The 22417-nt window shown below is 60.4% G+C and carries 19 protein-coding genes; 12 read left to right on the top strand and 7 right to left on the bottom strand.

The genetic code is table 11. The features are described 5' to 3' along the window. Positions 1-18 precede the first annotated feature (18 nt). From FHT92_RS08420 to FHT92_RS08410, 3 genes are read left to right on the top strand one after another with little or no spacing between them, the layout of a single operon-like run. Positions 19-1047, top strand: a complete 1029-nt coding sequence (locus FHT92_RS08420; protein ID WP_183823772.1) for a LacI family DNA-binding transcriptional regulator — start codon at positions 19-21, stop codon at positions 1045-1047. A 9-nt stretch (positions 1048-1056) separates the two neighbouring features. Further along, positions 1057-2913 (top strand): DUF2264 domain-containing protein, encoded by a 1857-nt coding sequence (locus FHT92_RS08415; protein ID WP_183823770.1) that lies wholly within the window; start codon positions 1057-1059, stop codon positions 2911-2913. Continuing rightward, positions 2910-3920: a hydroxyacid dehydrogenase gene (locus tag FHT92_RS08410; protein WP_183823768.1), complete on the top strand. Its 1011-nt coding sequence runs from the start codon at positions 2910-2912 to the stop codon at positions 3918-3920. Before FHT92_RS08415 ends, FHT92_RS08410 begins: the two co-directional genes overlap by 4 nt. A gap of 3 nt (positions 3921-3923) precedes the next feature. Here FHT92_RS08410 and FHT92_RS08405 read toward each other — a convergent pair whose 3' ends face one another. From FHT92_RS08405 to FHT92_RS08385, 5 genes are all read right to left on the bottom strand, one after another. Beyond that, on the bottom strand, positions 3924-5198 hold the full coding sequence (locus FHT92_RS08405; protein WP_183823766.1) for a Gfo/Idh/MocA family protein: 1275 nt from the start codon (positions 5196-5198) through the stop codon (positions 3924-3926). A 46-nt stretch (positions 5199-5244) separates the two neighbouring features. Continuing rightward, entirely contained in the window at positions 5245-6075 is an 831-nt protein-coding gene (locus tag FHT92_RS08400; protein ID WP_183823765.1) for a sugar phosphate isomerase/epimerase family protein, read from the bottom strand. A gap of 30 nt (positions 6076-6105) precedes the next feature. Next, a complete protein-coding gene (locus tag FHT92_RS08395; protein ID WP_183823763.1) occupies positions 6106-7269 on the bottom strand; it encodes a dihydrodipicolinate synthase family protein in 1164 nt (387 codons plus the stop codon). 3 nt (positions 7270-7272) lie between these two features. Continuing rightward, positions 7273-8421, bottom strand: coding sequence for a Gfo/Idh/MocA family protein (locus FHT92_RS08390; protein WP_183823761.1), 1149 nt, complete (start codon positions 8419-8421; stop codon positions 7273-7275). Positions 8422-8554: 133 nt separating this feature from the next. Beyond that, positions 8555-9229 (bottom strand): TetR/AcrR family transcriptional regulator, encoded by a 675-nt coding sequence (locus tag FHT92_RS08385; RefSeq protein WP_183823759.1) that lies wholly within the window; start codon positions 9227-9229, stop codon positions 8555-8557. A 206-nt stretch (positions 9230-9435) separates the two neighbouring features. Here FHT92_RS08385 and FHT92_RS08380 point away from each other — a divergent pair, with 206 nt between their 5' ends. The 7 genes from FHT92_RS08380 (at position 9436) to FHT92_RS08350 (ending at position 18168) form a co-directional block, all read left to right on the top strand. After that, entirely contained in the window at positions 9436-10722 is a 1287-nt protein-coding gene (locus tag FHT92_RS08380) for an ABC transporter substrate-binding protein (protein ID WP_183745448.1), read from the top strand. A 6-nt stretch (positions 10723-10728) separates the two neighbouring features. Continuing rightward, complete coding sequence (locus FHT92_RS08375; protein WP_183727402.1) at positions 10729-11688, top strand: carbohydrate ABC transporter permease; 960 nt, start codon at positions 10729-10731, stop codon at positions 11686-11688. Continuing rightward, positions 11681-12568: a carbohydrate ABC transporter permease gene (locus FHT92_RS08370; RefSeq protein ID WP_183745451.1), complete on the top strand. Its 888-nt coding sequence runs from the start codon at positions 11681-11683 to the stop codon at positions 12566-12568. Before FHT92_RS08375 ends, FHT92_RS08370 begins: the two co-directional genes overlap by 8 nt. 36 nt (positions 12569-12604) lie before the next feature. After that, entirely contained in the window at positions 12605-13678 is a 1074-nt protein-coding gene (locus tag FHT92_RS08365; protein ID WP_183823757.1) for a Gfo/Idh/MocA family protein, read from the top strand. Between the two features lie 16 nt (positions 13679-13694). Beyond that, positions 13695-14771: an ABC transporter ATP-binding protein gene (locus tag FHT92_RS08360; protein ID WP_183745456.1), complete on the top strand. Its 1077-nt coding sequence runs from the start codon at positions 13695-13697 to the stop codon at positions 14769-14771. Positions 14772-14841: 70 nt separating this feature from the next. Next, positions 14842-15717, top strand: coding sequence for a choline kinase family protein (locus FHT92_RS08355; RefSeq protein ID WP_183823755.1), 876 nt, complete (start codon positions 14842-14844; stop codon positions 15715-15717). Then, positions 15718-18168: an FAD-dependent oxidoreductase gene (locus FHT92_RS08350; RefSeq protein ID WP_183823753.1), complete on the top strand. Its 2451-nt coding sequence runs from the start codon at positions 15718-15720 to the stop codon at positions 18166-18168. An 80-nt stretch (positions 18169-18248) separates the two neighbouring features. Here FHT92_RS08350 and FHT92_RS08345 read toward each other — a convergent pair whose 3' ends face one another. Further along, complete coding sequence (locus FHT92_RS08345; RefSeq protein ID WP_183823751.1) at positions 18249-19706, bottom strand: mannitol dehydrogenase family protein; 1458 nt, start codon at positions 19704-19706, stop codon at positions 18249-18251. Further along, complete coding sequence (uxaC, locus tag FHT92_RS08340) at positions 19703-21118, bottom strand: glucuronate isomerase (protein WP_183823749.1); 1416 nt, start codon at positions 21116-21118, stop codon at positions 19703-19705. The genes FHT92_RS08345 and uxaC overlap by 4 nt, the downstream gene beginning before the upstream one ends. A 169-nt stretch (positions 21119-21287) precedes the next feature. On the opposite strand from uxaC, the gene FHT92_RS08335 reads away from it, so the two are divergent. Continuing rightward, positions 21288-21497, top strand: coding sequence for a SlyX family protein (locus tag FHT92_RS08335; protein ID WP_183823747.1), 210 nt, complete (start codon positions 21288-21290; stop codon positions 21495-21497). Positions 21498-21618: 121 nt separating this feature from the next. After that, positions 21619-22245, top strand: a complete 627-nt coding sequence (locus FHT92_RS08330; RefSeq protein ID WP_183745474.1) for a ribonuclease D — start codon at positions 21619-21621, stop codon at positions 22243-22245. Positions 22246-22417: the final 172 nt, after the last annotated feature.

Below are 22417 nucleotides of genomic sequence, written 5' to 3'. Positions count from 1 at the left end.
TGCATGAATGAGGTCAGGATGAACGAGACTAGGACCAGAAAGCCACGTCAGGCCGACATTGCCAGTCTGGCGGGCGTTTCCGTTTCCACGGTCTCACGGGTGCTCGCCAACGAGCCTGGTATCAGCGAAAACGTGCGGCGGCACATTTTGAAGGTTGCCGCCGAACATGGCTATCCGGTGAAGACTATTTCGGAAAGCGTTCCGGGCGGACTTGCTCTGATTGCCAGCGACGGGGCGACCGGCGGCCTCAGCGTCTTCTACGAATCGATCGTGGAGGGCCTTCGTGCCGGCGCCGCCGATGCTGGCATGCCTTTCGAGGTGCGGCTCGTGCGTGAAGACCGCACGATGCCCGATGTCGTCGGCGAATATATGCAGACGGCGGAAGCCGAAGGGCTTTTCCTCGTCGGCATCGATCCCGGCGATGCGCTGCGGGCTTGGCTGGAAGAGACGGGAACGCCGACCGTTCTCGTCAACGGTACCGATCCGCGCCTGCGCCTCGATGGCGTCTCACCCTCCAATTTCTTTGGCGCCTACGAGGCGACGAGCCGGCTCACGAAAGCCGGCCATCGCCGCATCCTGCATCTCACCGGCTCCCATCGTCACACGATCCGCGAGCGTGTGCGTGGCTTCGAAGCGGCGATTGCCGCGATTCCCGGTGCCGAGGGCCGGCTTGTTCCGCTCACCTTCCAGGGGAGCGCCAGCCGCGAAGCGCACGAGCGCACGGTCGCGATGCTCGCCGAGGATCCAGGTTATACGGCGGCCTTCTGCATGAACGATTTCATTGCCGTAGGTGTGCTCGAAGCCGTCACCGAAGCAGGCCTTCGCGTTCCCGAGGATTTCGCGATCGTCGGCTTCGATGACCTGCCCTGTGCCGTCATGACCAATCCCAGGCTTTCCACCATGCGCGTCGACCGCGTAGCGCTTGGCCGCGAGGCCATTTCCCTGATGATTTCCCGCTACCGCGACAGGGCTGCTCCCGCCCGCCACATCTGCCAGGCGGTTGTCCCCGTTGCTGGAGGCACCGTTCCCGATACCGACAAGCTGTGAGTGATGCCGATGACCTATGATCCCGCCAGCGCCAATCCGCTTGCAGGCAATCCGCTGAAGAACCGCGCCGATATGATCCGTGCTGTCAACGATCTCTTCAACCCGCTGCTGCCCTTCTTCTCCGATGGCAATGCCCGTGTTCGCCTCGATGGCGCCGGCGCCCATTTCGACCGGGCCGCTGCCGATCTCGAAGGCTTCGCGCGTCCGCTCTGGGGTCTTGCACCGCTCGGCGCCGGCAAGACCGCTTTCGACCACTGGCACCGCTTTGCTGAGGGCCTTGCGAACGGCTGCGATCCGGCCCATCCCGAATATTGGGGCACCGTCAATGCCCGCGATCAGCGTATGGTGGAGCTCGCCGCCCTCGGTTTTGCCCTGGCGCTGGTGCCCGACAAGATCTGGGAGCCACTCGACAAGCGCGCCCGCGACAACATCATCGCCTATTTCAAGCATGTCCGGCAGTTCGACTATGCCGACAATAACTGGAAATTCTTCCGCATCTTCGTCGATATAGCCCTCGGCCGCCTCGGCGCCGATTTCGACCGCAGCCTGACCAGGCGATATCTCGAGGAACTCGAAGGCTTTTACATCGGCGACGGCTGGTACCGTGACGGTAATATCCGCCGCATCGACCATTACATTCCCTTCGCCATGCATTTCTACGGCTTGATCTATTCCAAGCTGGTCGATGACGACTATGCCAAGCGCTACCGTGAGCGAGCCATTCTCTTCGCCAAGGATTTCCGCCACTGGTTTGCGCCCGATGGCGCAACGATCCCCTTCGGCCGCAGCCTGACCTATCGTTTCGCCTGTGCCGGTTTCTGGTCGGCGCTTGCCTTTGCCGATCTGGAGGCATTGCCCTGGGGCGAGGTCAAGCATCTTTGCCTCGAGCATCTGCGCTGGTGGCGGGATAAGCCGATCGCCAGCCACGACGGCGTTCTCTCCATCGGCTTCGGCTATCCGAACCTCTTGATGTCGGAGAGCTATAATTCTGCCGGCTCACCCTATTGGGCCTTCAAGGCCTTCCTGCCGCTCGCCATTGCTGAGGATCATCCCTTCTGGACCGCAGAGGAAAAGGCGCCTGAACAACCCCCCGAGGTCGTTCCGCAACGTCATCCGGGCATGGTGGTCATGCGTGCCGGAAATGATGTCGTGGCGCTGTCTTCAGGCCAGGAAAACCTGCAGATGCGCTTCGGCACGGAGAAATACGCAAAGTTCGCCTATTCCGCTCGCTACGGTTTCAGCGTCGAAGCCGATGAGCGTGCCTTCGCACTTGGCGCCTTCGATTCCGCGCTCGCCTTCAGTGACGACGGCCTGCATTACCGCGTCCGCGAAACCAATGAAGAGGCAAAGATCGCCGGCAACATCCTTTATTCCAGATGGTCGGCCTTCAAGGATGTGAAGGTCGAAACCTGGCTCGTACCATCGGCCCCATGGCATATCCGCGTTCACCGCATCACGACACCACGTCCGCTGCAGACCGCGGAAGGCGGCTTCGCGATTGCCAAACGTGATCTCGATGCGGATACGCTTTCGGCCGCCGAAGGCTCGGCCCATGCGATCGGCGAAGTGGATTTCACCGGCATCGTCGACTTGGGCTCGTCGATCAAGCGAAACGGCCTTGCCCAGAAAGCGCTGCCGAATACGAACATGATCGTTTCCAAGACGCTCGTGCCGCAGCTGCGCGGTGAAATTCCTGCCGGCGAAACAATTCTGATCACGGCTGCGTTGGCGTTGAACGATCCGGCTGCCGTATCGGGAGCATGGATGACGCCACCGAAAGCACCGGATATTGCTGCGCTCCAGAAGCTGATCAGCGAGGAGGGCATGACCGTTAGCGCCATCGAAGCGCCAGGACATATGCCATGAACCGGGCTGCCATCGTCCTTGCCATGGAGCCTTCCCGCACCGAGCATGTGCTGCCCGAGGCGGTCCTTCGCCGGCTGGATGGCATCGGGCGCCTGCTCGACGCCGAACCGCTTCAGCACTTCGACGACGAACGGGCAAAGCGTCTGCTCTCCGAGGCGGAAATCCTGATCACCGGCTGGGGTGCGCCCTATGTTGGCCGGGAGGTTCTAGCGCTTGCGCCAAAGTTGAAGCTCGTCGTTCACGCGGCGGGAACGGTAAAGGGCATCGTCGATGCCTGCGTTTTCGAGGCCGGCATTCCCGTCAGCCATGCGGCCGAGGCCAATGCCGTACCGGTTGCGGAATTCACGCTTGCTGCAATCATCTTTGCCGGCAAACATGTCTTCCGTTTCCGCGACATCTATGTTGGTGACCGCCATCGCGATCGCACCCATCCGATGCAGCGCGAGGCCATCGGCAACTATCGCCGCACGGTTGGAATTATCGGCGCCTCGCGCATTGGTCGCCGCGTCATCGATCTGCTGAAGCCTTTCCAATACAAGATATTGCTCTCAGATCCGACTGTCGATGCCAACCAGGCGCGCATAATGGGTGTGCACAAGGTCGAACTCGACGATCTCATGCGTCAGTCGGATATCGTATCCGTCCACGCGCCATCACTGCCGTCCACCTACCACATGATCGATGCGGCAAAATTGGCGCTGATGAAGGATGGGGCAACATTGATCAACACAGCCCGAGGTGCGCTGATCGATGAAGATGCTCTGCTGGCCGTTCTGAAGACCGGCCGCATCGACGCCATCATCGACGTGACCGATCCCGAAATACCGGGACCGGAATCGGCCTTCTACGATCTGCCCAACGTCTTCCTGACGCCACATGTTGCCGGTGCGGTCGGTCTCGAGCGCACCCGCCTCGGCGAAATGGCAGCGGATGAGGCCGAACGTTTTATCAAGGGCGAGCCGCTGCTTTACGGGCTCACCCTCGAAAACCTGGAAAATACCGCCTGAGTTTTACGACACCTTTCGCGAGTTGGGAGAACCGTCATTGGCAAGCTCCGGCATGAGGTCGGAGATATTGACGACCTTGCCGGTACGCGAGCTTGTCAGCGCCGCGATGCCACACAGCACGGACATGGCGCCGGCACGTGTGCCGGCCCGTTGCGCGAGCCTGTCCTGCATATCGGGCTTGAAAATCATGTTGCGCATTCGGTCGTCGCCACCGTAATGGCCGCCGGAGAAATGCGGCACCGTGATGCGCTCGACGGCCTCCTTGCCGTACGGGAAGTTGCGGATCAGCAGGATCGTGTCTTCCTTCGGCTCTTCCCATGGCTGCGCCTCATACTGGCGGATTTCGATACGGCCTTTGGTGCCGTTGAAGGCGAGGTGATGGCCCTCGATCGGCTGGAACGTGTTCAGCGAATAGGAGACGTGGACATTGTTTCGGTAGCGGATTGAAACGACCATCGTATCGGGAATGTCGATATCCTCGCGAAAAACGCAGCCGTCGCGGAAATAGCCGTCGATCTTCGAGGGATCCTCGTAGAGCGTATCGAGGAAGGGATCCTTTTCGAGATCGAGATAGTAGTCGCATTCTTGTGTGTGCGGACAGAGCTTGCAGCGCGGGCCGCGGAAAGGTCCCTTGCGGCCGTAATTCTGCAGGTCGGCAAAGGAGGTCACGGCATCAGGATCGCTGTCCAGATACCAGTTCAGAAGGTCGAAATGGTGAGTCGCCTTGTGAACGAAGAGGCTGCCGGAATTTTCCGTATAGGCGTGCCAGCGGCGGAAATAGTCGGCACCATGCTTGGTGTTGAGATACCAGTGGAAGTCGACCGAGGTAACGCGGCCGATCTCGCCGGAATTCAGGAGTTCCTTGATCTTTGCCGCGGTCGGCGCATAGCGATAGTTGAAGGAAACGTCGACCCGGCGACCGGTGCGCTTTTCGGCATCCAGAATCCGGCGAATCTTTTCCACCGAAGTCGTCATCGGCTTTTCGGTGATGACGTCGATGCCTGATTCCAGGGCACGCACGATGATATCGTCATGCGTATGGTCGGGCGTGCAAACGATCGCCAGATCCGGCTTCTGCTCTGCCAGCATCGCATCGATGTTTTCATAGAGCGGCGCGTTGCTGCCGATCATGGTGCGGGCGCGCTCGCCGCGCAGCGAATTCTTCTCGACGATCGCAGTCAGGTCGACATGCTCGCGCCAGCCGGAAAGCAGATCCTTGCCCCACATCGTGGTGCCGCGGTTACCGGTGCCGATTAGGGCAAAACGGCGTTTCTCCATCGAATGATTCCTCCTTCATACGTGATGAAACGATTGGATTTTAAAACTAGACTTGGCAGCAGCTCCTGAAGCGCTCGACGCAGGTGGCGATCACCTCATCGGCCGGACGCTTCCACCAGTTTTCAGCCGAGAAGATTTCGACCTCCTGCGCGCCGAGGAAGCCGGCGGCTTCCACCATCCGTCTTATGCCTTTGAGATCGATGACACCATCGCCCATCATGCCGCGGTCGAGCAGCATGTCCTTGGTCGGCACCAGCCAATCGCAGATGTGGTGGGCAAAGATGCGTTTCATCCGTCCGGCGCGGGCAATCTGATTGGCAAGATCGGGATCCCACCAGACGTGATAGACATCGACGGCAACGCCGACATCCTCGCCGAGCTGCTCGCACATATCGAGCGCTTGCCCAAGCGTGTTCACGCAGGCACGGTCGGCGGCATACATCGGATGCAGCGGCTCGATCGCGAGCTTCACGCCCGAAGCCTGCGCGTGCGGCAGCACGGCAGCGATGCCGTCGAACACCATCTGCCGGGCCGCAACGATATCCTTCGAACTGCCGGGCAGGCCACCAACGACGAGCACGAGGCAATCGGCCGAAAACGCCGCCGCCTCGTCGATGGCCCGCCTGTTGTCGTCGAGGTTCTTCTGCCAGTCGCTTCCGGTTGCCGCCGGAAAGAAGCCGCCGCGGCAGAGGCCGGTCAATTTGATCCCGTTTGACTTGACGATGCGCACGGCCTCATCGAGACCGGCCTTGGCGACCTGATCGCGCCAGGGCGCGATCGAGGTAATTCCGTGTTTCAGGCAGATATCGACAGCTTCGGCAAAGCCGCATTGCTCGCGGATCGTCGCGAGATTGATCGAAAGTCCTTCGACCTGCATGTCATTCCCCTCCCATTGCCATGCCGGCGATCAGTGAACGCCGTGGACGGCAAGCACCTGCTTCATCCGATCAGTCGCGACTTCCGGATCGGCGAGAACCCGAGCCTTATCGGCGAGGCGGAAAAGCTCTGCCAGATGCGTCAGCGAGCGCGTGCTCTGCTGGCCGCCGATCATCGTGAAATGATCCTGCAACCCGTTGAGATAGGCGAGGAAGACGACACCGGTCTTGTAGAAGCGGGTCGGCGCTTTGAAAATGTGGCGGGACAGCGGAACGGTCGGCTCGAGCAGATCGAAAAATTCGTGGTTACTCTTACGGCCGAGCGCATCGAGCGCTGCAGACGCTGCGGGCGCGATGGCGTCGAAAATGCCGAGAAGTGCATCCGAATGGCCCTGCCCGTCGCCAGCGATCAGTTCGGCGTAGTTGAAGTCATCGCCGGTATACATGCGCACGCCTTTCGGCAGCTGCCGGCGCATCGTCACTTCCTTCTCCTTGGAAAGAAGCGAAATCTTGATGCCGTCGACTTTTGCGGCATTGGCTTCGATGACCTGCAGGCAGGTTTCCATTGCCTTCAGATGGTCGCCATTGCCCCAGTAACCCGAAAGCGCCGGGTCGAACATTTCGCCGAGCCAGTGGATGACGACGGGTTCCTTCACCTGGCGAAGAATGCGGTCATAGACCTTGATATAATCGTCCGGCCCCTTGGCTGCCACAGCTAGGGCACGGCTTGCCATGAGGATGATGCGACCACCGGCGGCTTCCACCGTCTCGATCTGCTCCTCATAAGCCCTAATGATCGTGTCGATGGTCACATCGGGGCCAGGCGTCAGATGATCGGTGCCGGCGCCGCAGGCAATCAACGCATCCTTGCGGCCTGCGGCTTCGCCTAGTGCGCGGCGGATAAGCTCGCGGGCCTCCGGCCAGCCGAGCCCCATGCCGCGCTGCGCCGTATCCATCGCTTCGGCAACGCCGAGGCCGAGATCCCAGAGGCGATGGCGGAAGGCGAGGGTACGTTCCCAGTCGATCGCCGGTGTCAGCCAGGGATCGTTGTCGGCCAGCGGATCGGCCACAACATGGGCGGCGGCAAAGGCGATGCGCGGGAAGCTCTTGGCATCCCGCTTCTTAAGTTCGATCGGCGCGCCGGTCAGCGTATAGGGGATGAACTTGCCATCTAGGGGAAGATTGATCGTCGTCACGGCTCAGAACTCCAGCGTGGGAACATCGAGCCAGCGGCGCTCGGCCCAGGACTTCAGTCCGAGTTCTGCAAGCTGCACGCCCTTGGCGCCGGCTTCCAGCCCGTATGGCCATGGAGCATCTTCGACGACGTGACGGATGAACATCTCCCACTGCGCCTTGAAACCGTTGTCGAAGGCCTGCGTATCCGGCACTTCGTCCCAGGTCTTGTAGAAGTCGATGGTCTGCGGCTGGTCGGGATTCCAGACCGGCTTCGGCGTGTTGACGCGATGCTGACTCCAGCATTTCGTCAGCCCGGCAACGGCCGAGCCATGCGTGCCGTCCACCTGGAAGGTGACGAGGTCGTCGCGACGAACACGCACGGCCCAGGATGAATTGACCTGCGCGATCGCGCCGCCTTCCAGCTCGAAGGTCGCATAGGCTGCATCATCGGTGTCGCAGTTGTAGGGCTTGCCCTGTTCATCGATACGGGTGGGAATATGGGTTGCACCCAGGCAGGAAACGGCCTTCACCTCACCGAAGAGATTGTCGAGCACATAGCGCCAGTGGCATAGCATATCGAGGATGATGCCGCCGCCATCGGCCTTGCGGTAGTTCCAGGACGGGCGCTGGGCCGGCACGCCCCAGTCGCCTTCGAAGACCCAGTAGCCGAATTCACCGCGCACCGAGAGGATCTTGCCGAAGAAGCCGGAATCGCGCAGCAGCGCGAGCTTGCGCAGGCCGGGCAGGAAGAGTTTGTCCTGCACCACGCCGTGCTTGAGGCCGGAGGCACGCGCCTTGCGGGCCAGGTCGATCGCAACCTGCAGGTCGTCGGAGATAGGCTTTTCGCAATAGACGTGCTTGCCGGCATCGAGCGCCTTGGACAGCAGCTCTGCGCGCATCAGCGTGGTTCCGGCATCGAAGAAGATGGCGTCATCGGGATTGGCGAGCGCAGCATCAAGATCGGTCGACCAGCGCTTGATGTTATGCTTGCGGGCAAGCTCCTCCATCTTCGCGCCGTTGCGGCCGACGATGATCGGATCGATTTCCAGTTTCTCGCCGGATTTCAGCGTAATGCCGCCCTGGTCGCGAAAGGCGAGGATCGAGCGAACGAGGTGCTGGTTGTAGCCCATACGGCCGGTAACGCCGTGCAAAATGATCCCCAAACGTGCCACTTTTCCCTCCCTGGAAGCTTTTATGCGTCGGGAGCGGGCAGCCAGGCCCGGCCCTCCCGAGCCGGTAACTAAACAGTTACTTGATGGCAGAAGAGGAATATTGCTGTCAATAGCCAATTCGGTTTTTTGAAAATCAGCGCTTTATCGAGGCGAGCGTGACGTGAACGATGTGCCGTTCCCAGGCTTCGAGACTGGCAGGTGTGATGAGATCGCGGCCGAAGATCGTCGAAAGCGTGTACTGGTTGGACAGGTAGAAATAGCCGAGCGACGCGATTGTCAGATAGACATGCAGGGGATCGGCAGTCTCGATGAAGACACCTGTTTTCTTACCTTCTTCCAGCACCTGCGAAAGCTCGCCGATCAGGTGCGAATGCAGCTCCTTGAGCCGCACGGACTGGCGCAGCCAGCGCGCGCGGTGCAGATTTTCCGTACCGAGCAGGCTCAAGAATTCCGGATGCTGCAGGAAGTAGCGCCAGGTGAAGAGGGCAAGTTCTCCAATGCCCTCCTCGGGGCTGCGGGTGCCGATGTTGAGCGCGCGTTCGGCGGTGCGGATGCTGACGTAGGCCTCCTCCAGCACGCGCAGATAGAGCTGCTCCTTGTCGCCGAAATAGTGGTAGAGCATGCGTTTGTTGGTACCGGCGCGCTCTGCGATGGAATCGACTCGCGCGCCGCCCATGCCGTTTTCGGCAAATTCCCGTGTGGCCGCCTCAAGAATGGCCGCGCGGGTGCGCTCCGGATCGCGTTGGGCGGTTCGCTCAGCGGACGGGCGCTTGGTCTTCTTTTTTGCGCTCTCCCCAATGTCGTTCATGCGATTTCCCCTACTTCCCATGTTGCGCTCATAAGGCTTAAGCGGAAGAATGTAAAAACCCGAATTGGTCAGAGCAACCGGGCCAGCAACACCGCTTGACAGCCCGGAGGCTTTGAACATAACTTGTAACCAATTAGTTATTTGTTGCAAGATGGCTAATTCGGAAGCGTGTGGAGGCGCTTCGTGTTGGGAGGAGGAAAACCAATATGACTTTTCGTGTAAGCAGACGTAATTTCATGGCGGGTGGAGCAACGCTTCTTTCGCTTTCGGCGCTCGGAAACAGCGCTTTTGCCCAGGAAAACCGCCTGCGTCTCATCTGGTGGGGTTCTCAGCCGCGCGCTGACCGCACCAACAAGGTCTCCGACCTTTTCAAGGCGCAGCACAGCGGTGTTTCGATCACCGGCGAATTCCTCGGATGGGCCGATTACTGGCCGCGTCTCGCCACACAGGTGGCCGGCCGCAACGCCCCCGACGTCATCCAGATGGATTATCGCTACATCGTCGAATATGCCCGGCGCGGCGCTCTCGCTCCGCTGGAATCCTATATGCCCTCGAAGCTGCAGCTCGATGATTTTGACCCGGCGCAGATCGAAGGCGGCAAGGTCGACGGCCATTTCTATGGTGTCAGCCTCGGCGCAAACTCGGCAGCGACCGTCATCAACACAGTCGCCTTCAAGGAAGCCGGCATCGACGTGCCGACCAACAAGACGACTTGGGAAGAATTCGGCAAGATCGGTGCTGAAATCACCAAGGCCGGCAAGCGCAAGGGCTATTTCGGCTTTGCCGATGGCAGTGGCGGCGAACCACTCTTCGAAAACTATCTTCGCCAGCGCGGCAAGGCGCTTTACACGGCGGATTCGAAGATTGCTTTCGGTGCCGAGGATGCGTCCGAATGGTTCGACATGTGGGCCAAGTTCCGTGAGGCCGGCGCCTGCGTAACGCCCGACATTCAGGCGCTCTACAAGGATACGATCGATACCAGCCCGCTGACTGTCGGCAAGGCCGCCTGCGACTACGCCCACTCCAACCAGTTTGTTGGCTATCAGGCGATGGTCAAGGACAAGCTGATGCTCAGCAATTACATGCGCATCAAGCCGGACTCGAAGGGTGGCCACTACCGCAAGCCTTCGATGTTCTTCTCGGTTTCCGCACAATCCAAGGCAATCGACCAGGCCGTCGATTACGTGAACTTCTTCGTCAAGAACCCCGATGCCGCCAAGATCCTCGATGTCGAGCGCGGTATTCCGGAATCGAAGGCGATGCGCGACGTCGTTGCCGGCACGCTCGATGAAACCGGCAAGGTCCCGCTCGAATATGTCAGCGGTCTCGGTGATCTCGCAGGCCCGCTTCCGCCCCCGCCGCCGACCGGTGCCGGCGAAGGCCAGGTTGTCCTGCGCACTATCTCGGAGCAGGTCGCTTTCGGCCAGCTTACTCCGGCTGATGCCGGCAAGCAGCTCGTGGACGAAATCACGCGAATTCTCGCGCGGGGTTGATCTTATATGACCAATGCGATGCGCACGTCCGCAGGGACGGTAACCGTGGAAAGATATCAGGGAGTACGGGCTGACGGACGCTTCCGGCGGCTGTGGAATGCCAATGCTCCTGGCTATCTCTTTCTGCTTCCGTGGCTGGTAGGCTTTTTCGGCCTGACACTCGGCCCGGCCCTGATCTCTCTCTACCTTTCCTTCACCGACTTCGACATGTTGAGGGCGCCGGGTTGGGTGGGAGCTGCAAATTACGTGCGCATCGCTACGGCCGATCCGAAATTTGCGTCGGCCATGTCCGTCACATTGACCTATGTCGTCTTGTCGGTTCCCTTCAAACTGACCTTTGCGCTTCTTGTCGCACTTGCTCTGAACCGGGGCTTGCGCGGCCTGCCAATCTACCGCGCGATTTTCTACCTTCCGTCGCTTCTCGGCGGCAGTGTGGCGATTGCTGTACTGTGGCGCCAGCTTTTCGCCAGCGATGGTCTCGTCAATGCGGCACTTTCGCATTTCGGAATTGTCGGCCCGAGCTGGATTTCGCATCCGAGCTATTCGATCTACACGCTGGTCGCACTCTCCGTCTGGCAGTTCGGTTCGCCGATGATCATCTTCCTGGCCGGCCTGCGACAGATCCCGCAGGATATGTATGAGGCCGCCAGCCTCGACGGTGCGTCGAAATTCCGCCAGTTCTACAAGATCACCCTGCCGCTGCTGACGCCGGTGATTTTCTTCAACGCCGTCGTTCAGACGATCGACGCCTTCAAGGCCTTTACGCCGGCCTTCATCATCTCCGGCGGCACGGGCGGCCCGATCAATTCGACGCTCTTCTACACGCTCTATCTCTATCAGGAAGCCTTCGGCAATTTCCGCATGGGCTATGCCTCGGCGCTCGCCTGGATCCTCGTGGTGATCATCGCGATCTTCACCGCCTTCTCCTTCCTGACCTCGCGCTATTGGGTACACTACGATGACTGAGATGACCGCTTCCGTCACCGCGCCCCGGCCGCCATCGGATATCACCAAACGCAGCCTGCCGGCTTCGATCGTCATCCATGCGCTGCTGATCGCCGCATCGCTCCTGATGCTCTATCCGCTCTTGTGGATGGTGTCCGCGTCGGTCAGGCCGGAAAACGAGATCTTCTCCTCGACTTCGCTCATTCCGTCGTCAGTCGATTTTTCCTCCTATGTGCGCGGCTGGACCGGTCTCGACATCAGCTTCGGCCGCTTCTTCTGGAATTCGCTCGTCATCTCGCTGCTGGTGGTCGCCGGCAACGTCATTGCCTGCTCGCTGACGGCATTCGCCTTCGCGCGGCTGCGTTTTGCCGGTCGGAATTTCTGGTTCGCGATCATGCTCGGCACGCTGATGATCCCCTATCACGTGACGCTCATCCCGCAATATGTGCTCTTCCTCGATCTCGGCTGGGTCAACACCATCCTGCCGCTCGTCGTGCCGAAGTTCCTGGCAAGCGACGCCTTCTTCATCTTCCTCATGGTGCAGTTCTTCCGCGGCATCCCGCGCGAACTCGATGAGGCCGCGATGATGGATGGCTGCAGCGCCTGGCGCATCTATTGGAAGATCATGCTGCCGCTGTCGCTGCCGGTTCTGGCCACAGCCGCCATCTTCTCCTTCATCTGGACCTGGGACGATTTCTTCGGTCCGCTGATATACCTCAACGACATGAACACTTACACGATCCAGCTCGGCCTGCGCACTTTCGTGGACTCTACCAGCGCATCGGACTGGGGCGGATTGTTCGCCATGTCGACGCTCACCCTCGTGCCCGTATTCTTCTTCTTCCTGTTCTTCCAGCGCCTGCTGATCGAGGGCATCGCCACGACCGGCATGAAGCGTTGATGGATCGGGCGGGAAAGCCAGACAGGATAAAGTGACATGAGCATCAAGACAGTCGCGATCATCGGCTGCGGTATCGGCCGCTCCCATATCGTCGAGGGGTATCTGCCGCATCCGGACAAGTTCAAGGTTGTAGCGATTTGCGACCTGAACGAAGATCGCCTGAAGACGATCGGCGATGAATTCGGCATCGAACGGCGCGCGACCTCCTTCGATGAGCTGCTTGCCGATGACAGCATCGACATCATCGATATCTGCACGCCGCCCGGTATCCACAAGGAACAAGTCATTGCCGCACTTGCCGCCGGCAAGCATGTGGTTTGCGAGAAGCCGCTCACCGGTTCGCTCGCCGGAGCCGACGAAATCATCGCCGCCGAGAAGACCGCCAAGGGCACGTTGATGCCGATCTTCCAATATCGCTACGGCGACGGTGTCGAGAAAGCCAAGCGCATCATCGATGCTGGGCTTGCCGGCAAGTTCTACATGGGTTCGGTCGAGACCTTCTGGCGCCGCAAGCCGGAATATTACGCCGTACCCTGGCGCGGCAAATGGGCGACCGAACTCGGTGGCGTACTCGTCACCCATGCGCTCCATTTGCACGACATGCTCTTTTATCTCGCCGGTCCGGCAACCCGCGTCTTCGGCCGCGTGGCGACCAGGGTTAACGAGATCGAGGTCGAAGACTGCGCCTCCGTTAGCCTGCAGATGCAGAACGGCGCCTTCGTTTCGTTGTCCTGTACGCTCGGCTCGCAGAACGAGATCAGCCGGCTCAGGCTTCACTTCGAAAACATTACATTCGAGAGCAATCACGAGGCCTATGCGCCCGGCCAGGATCCTTGGCAGATTATTGCTGCCGATGACGAAGTTCAGGCGAAGATCGATGCCGTCATCGCTGACTGGCAACCCGTACCTCTGCGCTTCAACACGCAGATGCTGCGCTTCCACGATTATCTGATGGGCAAGGGACCGCTTCCGGTGACGAGCGCGGATGCAAGGCGTGCGCTGGAACTGGTCACGGCCATCTACGAATCTTCCGATAGCGGCGCCGATGTTGCCCTGCCGATCGGTCCTGACAGCCCGAAATACGCCGACTGGCGTGCAAGAACCAAATAAGAGGGGATTTCGGAACATGGCAACGAGTGTCGTTCTTCAGAAGGTCGAGAAGCGCTATGGCCAGCTCGACGTCATCCACGGCATCGACCTGACGATCGATCCCGGTGAATTCGCGGTCTTCGTCGGCCCCTCGGGCTGCGGCAAGTCCACGCTGCTGCGTATGATCGCCGGCCTCGAGGAAATCTCCGGTGGTGCGCTGCTACTCGACAATGAGCGTATGAACGAAGTGACGCCCGCCAAGCGCGGCATCGCCATGGTCTTCCAGTCCTATGCGCTCTATCCGCATATGTCGGTTTACAAGAACCTGGCTTTCGGCCTGGAAACCGCAGGCTACAAGCGGGCGGAAATCGAACCGAAAGTGCGCCGCGCCGCGCAGATCCTGCAGATCGAGAAGCTGCTGGAGCGCAAGCCGAAGGCTCTCTCGGGTGGCCAGCGCCAGCGTGTTGCAATCGGCCGCGCCATCGTGCGTGAGCCGCGCATCTTCCTCTTCGACGAGCCGCTGTCCAACCTCGATGCTGAACTGCGCGTCCAGATGCGCGTGGAGATTTCCCGCCTGCACCGCAGCCTCGGCAACACGATGATCTACGTTACCCACGACCAGGTGGAAGCCATGACGATGGCCGACAAGATTGTCGTCCTGAATTCCGGTCGCATTGAACAGGTCGGCGCTCCGCTCGACCTTTACAACAATCCCGCCAACCGTTTCGTCGCCGGTTTCATCGGCAGCCCGAAGATGAACTTCCTCAATGCCAGGATCGAGAGCGTCACTGACACTGGCTCGACGCTCAATGTCTGCGGCAACGCCATTCAGCTCGGCCGCCGGCTTGCCGGACAGGCGGGGCAGGACGTCACCTTCGGCATCCGCCCTGAACATCTTGCGTTGACGGAAGGCGGCACGGTTCTTTCGACCGTCAATGTCGATCTCGTCGAAAATCTCGGCGGCGCCACGATGCTCTACGCAACGACGCCGGACAATCAGGCGCTTACCATTGCGCTCGATGGCCAGCAGAAGGTCGAGCGCGGCACCAACGTGAAGGCCTCCTTCGATCCGGCGCGCTGTCACGTTTTCGACGCCACCGGCAAGACGATCTGAAAAAGCCGCGGCTTGACAGCCGATCCCTCTCAAGCCCATCATTTCCTTGAGGGCTACGAGGGGGATACGCGTGACGCCTGAAGAGAGGATTCATGCGCTTGGCATCTGGCAAGGTCCGATCGACATATCTCCGATCACCGGCGGTCTAACCAACCGGAACTACTTGGTGAGGGATGGCGCGCTGCGGCGCGTCGTTCGCCTGGGCGAAGATATTCCGGTTCACCATATCAACAGGCAGAACGAGCTTGCGGCAAGCCGCGCCGCCCATGCGGCCGGCATCTCGCCTGCCGTTATCCATCATGCGCCGGGTGTGCTGGTTCTCGATTTCATCGACGCAGCGCCGCTATCGCCCGATGATGTCAGAAAACCGGAAACGCTTGCCCGTCTCATCCCCTTGATCCGCGCCTGCCACCACGACATGGCCCGCCATTTTCGCGGTCAGGCGCTGATCTTTTGGGTTTTTCATGTGATCCGCGATTACATCGCAAACCTGAAGGCTGCCGGCAGTCCTCATGCGCCATTGCTGGACGACCTGCTCGCGAAAGCCGAATGTCTCGAAGAAGCCGCAGGTCCTTTCAAGATCGCCTTCGGCCATAACGACCTGCTAGCAGCCAATTTCCTCGATGACGGCAGGCGGCTTTGGCTGATCGATTGGGATTATGCAGGTTTCAACACGCCGCTCTTCGATCTCGGCGGCCTTGCCTCCAACAGCGAGTTTTCGGAAGAGGTGGAGCGCCTGATGCTGGAGACCTATTTCGATCGGCCGCTGACGGATGATCTCAACCGCCGCTACCAGGCCATGAAATGCGCCTCGCTGCTGCGCGAGACGCTCTGGAGCATGATCTCCGAGGTACATTCGACCATCGATTTCGACTACGCTGCCTATACTGCCGAAAACCTTGCCCGCTTCGAGCGCGCCTATCGGGCATTTGAACAGGATCATTGAATGACGAAGGAATTACCGAAAACGGCAAAGGCCGTGGTCATCGGCGGCGGCATCATCGGCTGCTCGACCGCCTATCATCTGGCCAAGCTTGGCTGGACCGATACGGTGCTGCTGGAGCGTAAGAAGCTGACGTCAGGCACGACATTCCACGCCGCCGGCCTCGTCGGGCAATTGCGTACCAGCGCCAACATCACCCAGCTTCTGGGATATTCCGTCGATCTCTACAAGAAGCTTGAAGCCGAGACCGGTCTTGGCACTGGCTGGAAGATGAATGGCGGCTTGCGGCTTGCCTGCAATGAGGAACGCTGGACCGAAGTTAAGCGCCAGGCGACGACGGCGCAGTCATTCGGCCTCGAAATGCATCTTCTGAATCCGCAGGAGGCCTTTGATCTCTGGCCGCTGATGACGACAGACGATCTCGTCGGTGCCGCCTATCTGCCGACGGATGGCCAGGCCAATCCCTCTGACATTACCCAGGCGCTGGCAAAAGGCGCTCGCATGGCCGGTGTCTCGATCTTCGAGGACACGGAAGTGCTCGATCTCGAAATCGACAGGGGCAGGATCCGCGCCGTCATCACGGCACAAGGCCGCATCGAATGCGAACGGGTCGTGGTCTGCGCCGGCCAATGGACCCGCAGCTTTGCCACTCGCTTCGGAGTCAACGTGCCGCTCGTCTCCGTCGAACATCAGTATATCATCACCGAATCCTTCGGCGTGCCCTCCAATCTCCCGACCCTGCGCGATCCCGATCGGCTGACCTATTACAAGGAGGAGGTCGGTGGCATGGTCATGGGCGGCTACGAGCCGAACCCTATTGGCTGGGCTCTGGACGGCATTCCCGAGGGCTTCCACTATACGGTGCTCGACAGCAACTTCGATCATTTCGAGCAGATCATGGAGCAGGCGCTCGGCCGTGTCCCGGCGCTTGAAAATGCCGGCATCAAACAGCTTCTGAACGGGCCTGAGAGTTTTACGCCCGACGGCAACTTCATTCTTGGCGAGGCACCGGAACTGAAGAATTTCTTCGTCGGTGCCGGTTTCAACGCCTTCGGCATCGCATCTGCCGGTGGCGCCGGCATGGCGCTTGCCGAATGGGTGACGAAGGGCGAGCCGCCCTACGATCTCTGGCCGGTCGATATCCGCCGCTTCGGCCGCCCGCATTTCGATACGGATTGGGTTCGCACGAGAACGCTGGAGGCCTACGGCAAACACTACACGCTGGCTTTCCCCTTCGAGGAATACTCGAGCGGCCGCCCTTGCCGCAAGTCGCCGCTCTATGAACGGCTGAAGGCGCAGGGCGCCTGCTTCGGCGAAAAGCTCGGCTGGGAGCGGCCGAACTGGTTTGCCGATCTCTTCTCCAATGAAGAGCCGAGGGACATCTATACCTACGGCCGCCAGAACTGGTTCGATGCCGTCGGCCGGGAGCACAAGGCGGTGCGCGAGGCAGCCGTCATCTTCGACCAGACCTCCTTTGCCAAATTCGTGCTGAAGGGTAGGGATGCCGAGGCTGCCTTGTCATGGATTGCCGCCAATGACGTCGCAAAGCCCGAGGGATCGCTGATCTACACGCAGATGCTGAACGACAAGGGTGGCATCGAATGCGACGTCACCTGCGCGCGCATTGGCGAGGATGAATACTACATCGTCACCGGGACCGGTTTTGCCACGCATGATTTCGACTGGATCTCGCGCAATATTCCCGATGGCCTTCACGCCGAACTGGTCGACGTCACCTCAGCCTATACCGTGCTCTCGCTGATGGGGCCGAGTTCCCGCGCTATCCTGGAAAAGGTCACGACCAGCGATGTCTCCAACGCCGCTTTCCCCTTCGGTCGGGTCAAGACCATCGGCATTGCCGGCTGCCCTGTCCGGGCACTGCGTATCACCTATGTCGGTGAGCTCGGTTATGAGCTGCACGTGCCGATCGAATACGCGACGACCGTCTATGACGCTCTGATGGCCGCGGACGGCCAGTTCGGCCTCATCAATGCCGGTTACCGCGCCATCGAAAGCTGCCGCCTGGAAAAGGGCTATCGCGCCTGGGGTTCCGATATCGGCCCTGATCACACGCCTGTTGAAGCCGGCCTCGGCTGGGCGGTGAAGACGCGAAAGAACACGCCCTTCAAGGGCCGCGAGGCGATCGAGCGTCAGCTCGAAAGCGGTGTGAAGAAGATGCTAGCCTGCTTCGTACCTGACGATCCCGATATTGTGCTGCTCGGTCGCGAGACCATCTATCGTGACGGCAAGCGCGTCGGCTGGCTCTCCAGCGGCGGCTTCGGCTACACCATCGGCAGATCGATCGGTTATGGCTATGTCCGTAATCCTGACGGCGTAACGGAGGATTTTGTCCTCTCCGGCACGTATGAACTGGATGTCGCCCGCGAGCGCGTGCCCTGCAAGGTTTCGTTGAAGCCGCTCTATGACCCCGAAATGAAGCGAATAAAGGCTTAGAGCAATTGCAATGGGAACCGTTTCCCCTGGCGTATTCTCATCTCATGGCAGCCATGGGATGAGAAGGGCTGGCTAACCCTTCAATAAAGGGGTAGCCTGTTATCCTGGATGAGAATCTCCAGCTTGTTCGCCACGTCCTCGGTCCACGCGATATTCGCGGTGAGCGCCTTCGGAAACAGCCCTGGCAGCTTGAACAGTGCAGCTGAGACCGCCCCGCCATTGCGTGGCACATCGGCAATCAAAGCCGTAATCTCGCCAGCTCGAGGATCACGCAACTCATAGCGCTCGCCATTGCGGTCGATGCCCATCGCATAGCGCATCCAGGCTGCGACGGCGATGGCATAGGTCTCCGCCTTGCTACCCTTGGCAAGCGCTTCCGTTGCCGGCTCCAGCAGTCGCTGCGGCAGTTTCTGCGTGCCGTCCATGGCGATCTGATAGGTGCGGTGGGCGATCGCCTTGTTTGCAAAGCGTGCTATCAATTCGTTCGCATAGACGTCGAGGTCGATCCCGGGAACCGGATCCAGCGTTGCCGCCGCCGCATTCATGTGCCGGCGCGCGAGTGCTGAAAGTCCGGCATCATCCATGACATCGCGGACGAATTCATAGCCTGCTGTATAGCCGAGATAGGCGAGCAGCGAATGCGCGCCATTCAGCATGCGTAGCTTCATCTTCTCATAGGCCGAGACTTCCTCGACCATCAGCGCGCCGTGAACCTTCTCCCAGGCAGGTCGGCCGTTGGCGAAATGGTCTTCGATCACCCATTGGGTGAAAGGCTCCGTCTCGATTGCCGCCAGATCCGTGCGGCCCGTCAGCCGCTTGGCATCGGCATAGGTCGCGTCGGTGCTTGCCGGTGTAATGCGGTCGACCATCGTGGAAGGGAAGGGCACATTCGCCTCGATCCAGTCGCGCAACTCGGCATCGATACGGGCCGTGAACTCCAGCACCAGACGCTTCAGCACCGCGCCGTTGCTCGGCAAGTTGTCGCAGCTGAGCGGCGTAAAGGGAGGTATGCCCTTCTGCCGGCGTCGCGCCAGACCCTCGACGAGATAGCCGATGACGCCACGTGGCGCATGCCGGTTGGCCAGGTCAGCAACGATATCGGGATGCTTGAGATCGAGCCCGCCTGTTGCCGGATCGAAACCATAGGCTTTCTCCGTCACCGTCATGCTGACGATGCGGATATCAGGGTCTTCGAGCCGTGCCAGCAGGCCCGCCGGATCGCGCGGCGCCACATGTGCTTTCAGGATCGAGCCCATAACATGCGCCGTCGTGCCCGAAGTATCGCGGATCAGCACCGTATAGAGCCCGTTCTGGGCGGAGAGATTGTCCGCGACATCGGGCGTGCGCAGGCTCGCCACCTCGATGCCCCAGTCGCCGCCGGCAGCCGCCAGTGCGCCATCCGTGAAAGGTGCGAAATGCGCACGGAAGAAGGCACCAGGGCCGAGGTGCAGGATGCCGGCCTTCAGCGCATTGCGGTCATAGGCAGGAAGCTTCGCCGTCGGCGCAAGGCCGGTTACGTTCTGCAGTCTGTCGCTCACAGCTTGTAGGCCTTCTTTGCATTGTCATAGGAAAGTTCGCGCGCGACAATCTCGGCTTCCTTCCTGGAAATCCGGTGCTCGGCCGCCAGCTGCGCCAGGAAGCGGCAGACCTCGCGGCGCCAGACGTCGTGGCGAGCAGGGATCGACAGAAGCGCGCGGGTGTCGTCGTTGAAGCCGGCGAGATTGGCGAAGCCCGCCGTCTCCACCACTTGATCGAGGTAACGACGGATGCCGAGCGGGCTGTCGTGGAACCACCAGGGCGGGCCGATCATCAGGCAGGCCCAATGGCCGGCCATCGGCGCGAGCTCGCGGGCATAGGTTGTCTCGTCGAGCGTGAAGAGCAGGATGCGCAGATCAGGCGCGTGGCCGTATTTCGACAGCAGCGCATTGAGGCCGCCGACCCAGTCGGTGCGCGTCGGAATGTCGGCGCCCATGTTCGGTCCGCGGGTTGCGAAAAGCTCGCGGTCGGTATTGCGGCGCGAACCGGCATGGATCTGCATCACCATGCCGTCTTCGGCAGAGAGCCCAGCCATCTCCGTCATCATCTGCCCGCGGAAAAGTTCGGCATCGGCTGCCGAAAGTGCCCCCTTCAGCGCCTTGTCGAGCAGCGCCTGCTTGTCCGCAAGCGGCAGATCGGCGGTAAAGGCACTCGGCACGCCGTGGTCCGTCGCCGTCGCCCCGAAACGACGGAAATAGGCACGCCGTTTGCGATGCGCCTCGATGAGGCCATCCCATTTGGTGATGTCGCAGCCGGTAATTTCTCCGAACTTGATCAGATTGTCGCGGAAGCCGACGGCATCAGGATCGGTGACGCTGTCGGGCCTATAGGTGGTGCGCACTTTGCCGATCCAGCCGTCCGCCGCCATCTTCTGGTGATGCGGCAGCGGGTCGAGCGCGCCCTCGGTCGTGGCGATCGTCTCGATACCGAAGCGCTGGTGCAGCGCCCGCGGCCGGAACTCAGGAAGCTTGAGCTGTGCATTGATGTGGTCGTAGAGCGCATCGGCGTTGTCGGTCGTCAGCGGCTCGGTGCAGCCGAGCACGGCCGACATGGCGTGATCGACCCAAAGGCTCGACGGTGTTCCGCGGAAAAGATGGTATTTGGCGGCGAAAGCGCGCCAGATATCGCGGCCGCTCGAAACCGTCTTGCCGTCGAGACGCGGTACACCGAGCTGGTCAAGCCTGGTGCCGGTACTGTGCAGCATACGGAAGAGGTAATGATCGGGAATGACAAGCAGCGAAGAGGCGTCTTCGAAGGCCTTGTCGTCAGCGAACCAGGATGGTTCCGTGTGCCCGTGCGGGCTGACAATCGGAAGAGAGCGCACCGTCTCATAGAGATCGCGCGCTATTGTCCGCGTTGTCGGATCGGCGGGAAAGAGCCGGTCCGGATGAAGAAAGCCATTGCCTACATCCATCAGTTTTCCTCCCTGATGGACAGTGGCCTACCCCACATCATCAGACGCGGCAAGGCCTTTTGGTAACCAGACGGTCCACTTTCGGATCGTTTTCGCGAGGACTCGAAACCATTGACGCTCCGGCCTATTTCGGCTTTGGAATGCCACCTGGTATCAGGGGAGAAAACCGATGTTCGACGAGGCAGCCCGCATAACAAGGCTCGAAGAGATGCTGGCCCACCAGGCAAAGACGATCGACGAGCTTTCTGATCAGCTTGCCGAACAATGGAAGGTCATGGAGCAGACGCGCGCCAAGCTCGACCGATTGACCGAGCGCTTCCTGAGTCTCGAAGAGCAATCGCTGGAAGCGCCGGCGATCACCAAGCCGCCGCATTACTGAGCGGCCATGCCGCCGAACCGTGCTCGGCGGCGTCCGAAGGCTTCCTGCAGCAGGAAAGCGGTTTCGCGTTTTCGCCCTTTGCGATATAGCCCGGAAAGATAAGCTGAACGAGAGACATCCCATGGCGGCCACCATCCGTTATCACCAGGGCGATATTTCCGCGGCGGATGCCGCCCGTTACACCGGTGCGATCGCGATCGACACCGAAACGCTGGGCCTCGTTCCGCGCAGGGACCGTCTCTGCGTCGTTCAGCTTTCACCGGGCGACGGCTCTGCCGATGTGATCCGCATAGCGGCCGGTCAGAAGGAAGCGCCGAACCTCACCGCGCTGCTTGCCGATCCGTCGCGCCAGAAGATCTTTCACTACGGCCGCTTCGATATCGCGGTGCTCTTCCATACGTTCGGTGTCACCACGACACCGGTCTTCTGCACGAAGATCGCTTCGCGCCTCATCCGTACCTACACGGATCGCCACGGCTTGAAGGACAATCTCAAGGAGATGCTCGACGTCGATATTTCCAAGGCGCAGCAATCCTCCGACTGGGCTGCCGAAACACTCTCGCAGGCGCAGCTCGAATATGCCGCCTCCGACGTCCTTTACCTGCATGCGCTGCGCGACAAGCTGAACGAGCGCCTGATTCGCGACGGCCGCCTGGAACACGCGACAGCCTGCTTCGAATTCCTGCCGACGCGCGCCAAGCTCGATCTTCTCGGCTGGGAAGAGGCAGATATCTTCGCCCATAGCTGAGGCGCATTTTATCCGACATACCAGCACGGCCGCGGACATCGTCTGCGGCCGTTAGCTATTCATTAAGACGTCTTCGTTAAGATTATTGTTAATTTTTATGCACTCGACGGCACAAAAAGTGCCGATGCGGACAGGAGGATCTGCCGGGATGCAAGAGACCGGATGAGCGCGG

It is taken from the genome of Rhizobium sp. BK377 (genome assembly GCF_014193935.1).
Taxonomy (GTDB): Bacteria; Pseudomonadota; Alphaproteobacteria; order Rhizobiales; family Rhizobiaceae; genus Rhizobium.
The sequence above is the reverse complement of the archived record's forward strand: the minus strand, read 5'-3'. Positions and strand labels throughout refer to the sequence as shown.

Excerpts from the sequence above, each read along its gene's own strand:
- uxaC (WP_183823749.1), bottom strand. The coding sequence starts at position 21,118 with ATGGATGTAGGCAATGGCTTTCTTCATCCGGACCGGCTCTTTCCCGCC.
- FHT92_RS08335 (WP_183823747.1), top strand. The coding sequence starts at position 21,288 with ATGTTCGACGAGGCAGCCCGCATAACAAGGCTCGAAGAGATGCTGGCC.
- FHT92_RS08360 (WP_183745456.1), top strand. The coding sequence starts at position 13,695 with ATGGCAACGAGTGTCGTTCTTCAGAAGGTCGAGAAGCGCTATGGCCAG.
- FHT92_RS08350 (WP_183823753.1), top strand. The coding sequence starts at position 15,718 with ATGACGAAGGAATTACCGAAAACGGCAAAGGCCGTGGTCATCGGCGGC.
- FHT92_RS08415 (WP_183823770.1), top strand. The coding sequence starts at position 1,057 with ATGACCTATGATCCCGCCAGCGCCAATCCGCTTGCAGGCAATCCGCTG.
- FHT92_RS08385 (WP_183823759.1), bottom strand. The coding sequence starts at position 9,229 with ATGAACGACATTGGGGAGAGCGCAAAAAAGAAGACCAAGCGCCCGTCC.
- FHT92_RS08420 (WP_183823772.1), top strand. The coding sequence starts at position 19 with ATGAACGAGACTAGGACCAGAAAGCCACGTCAGGCCGACATTGCCAGT.
- FHT92_RS08330 (WP_183745474.1), top strand. The coding sequence starts at position 21,619 with ATGGCGGCCACCATCCGTTATCACCAGGGCGATATTTCCGCGGCGGAT.
- FHT92_RS08380 (WP_183745448.1), top strand. The coding sequence starts at position 9,436 with ATGACTTTTCGTGTAAGCAGACGTAATTTCATGGCGGGTGGAGCAACG.
- FHT92_RS08365 (WP_183823757.1), top strand. The coding sequence starts at position 12,605 with ATGAGCATCAAGACAGTCGCGATCATCGGCTGCGGTATCGGCCGCTCC.
- FHT92_RS08405 (WP_183823766.1), bottom strand. The coding sequence starts at position 5,198 with ATGGAGAAACGCCGTTTTGCCCTAATCGGCACCGGTAACCGCGGCACC.
- FHT92_RS08375 (WP_183727402.1), top strand. The coding sequence starts at position 10,729 with ATGACCAATGCGATGCGCACGTCCGCAGGGACGGTAACCGTGGAAAGA.
- FHT92_RS08370 (WP_183745451.1), top strand. The coding sequence starts at position 11,681 with ATGACTGAGATGACCGCTTCCGTCACCGCGCCCCGGCCGCCATCGGAT.
- FHT92_RS08400 (WP_183823765.1), bottom strand. The coding sequence starts at position 6,075 with ATGCAGGTCGAAGGACTTTCGATCAATCTCGCGACGATCCGCGAGCAA.
- FHT92_RS08410 (WP_183823768.1), top strand. The coding sequence starts at position 2,910 with ATGAACCGGGCTGCCATCGTCCTTGCCATGGAGCCTTCCCGCACCGAG.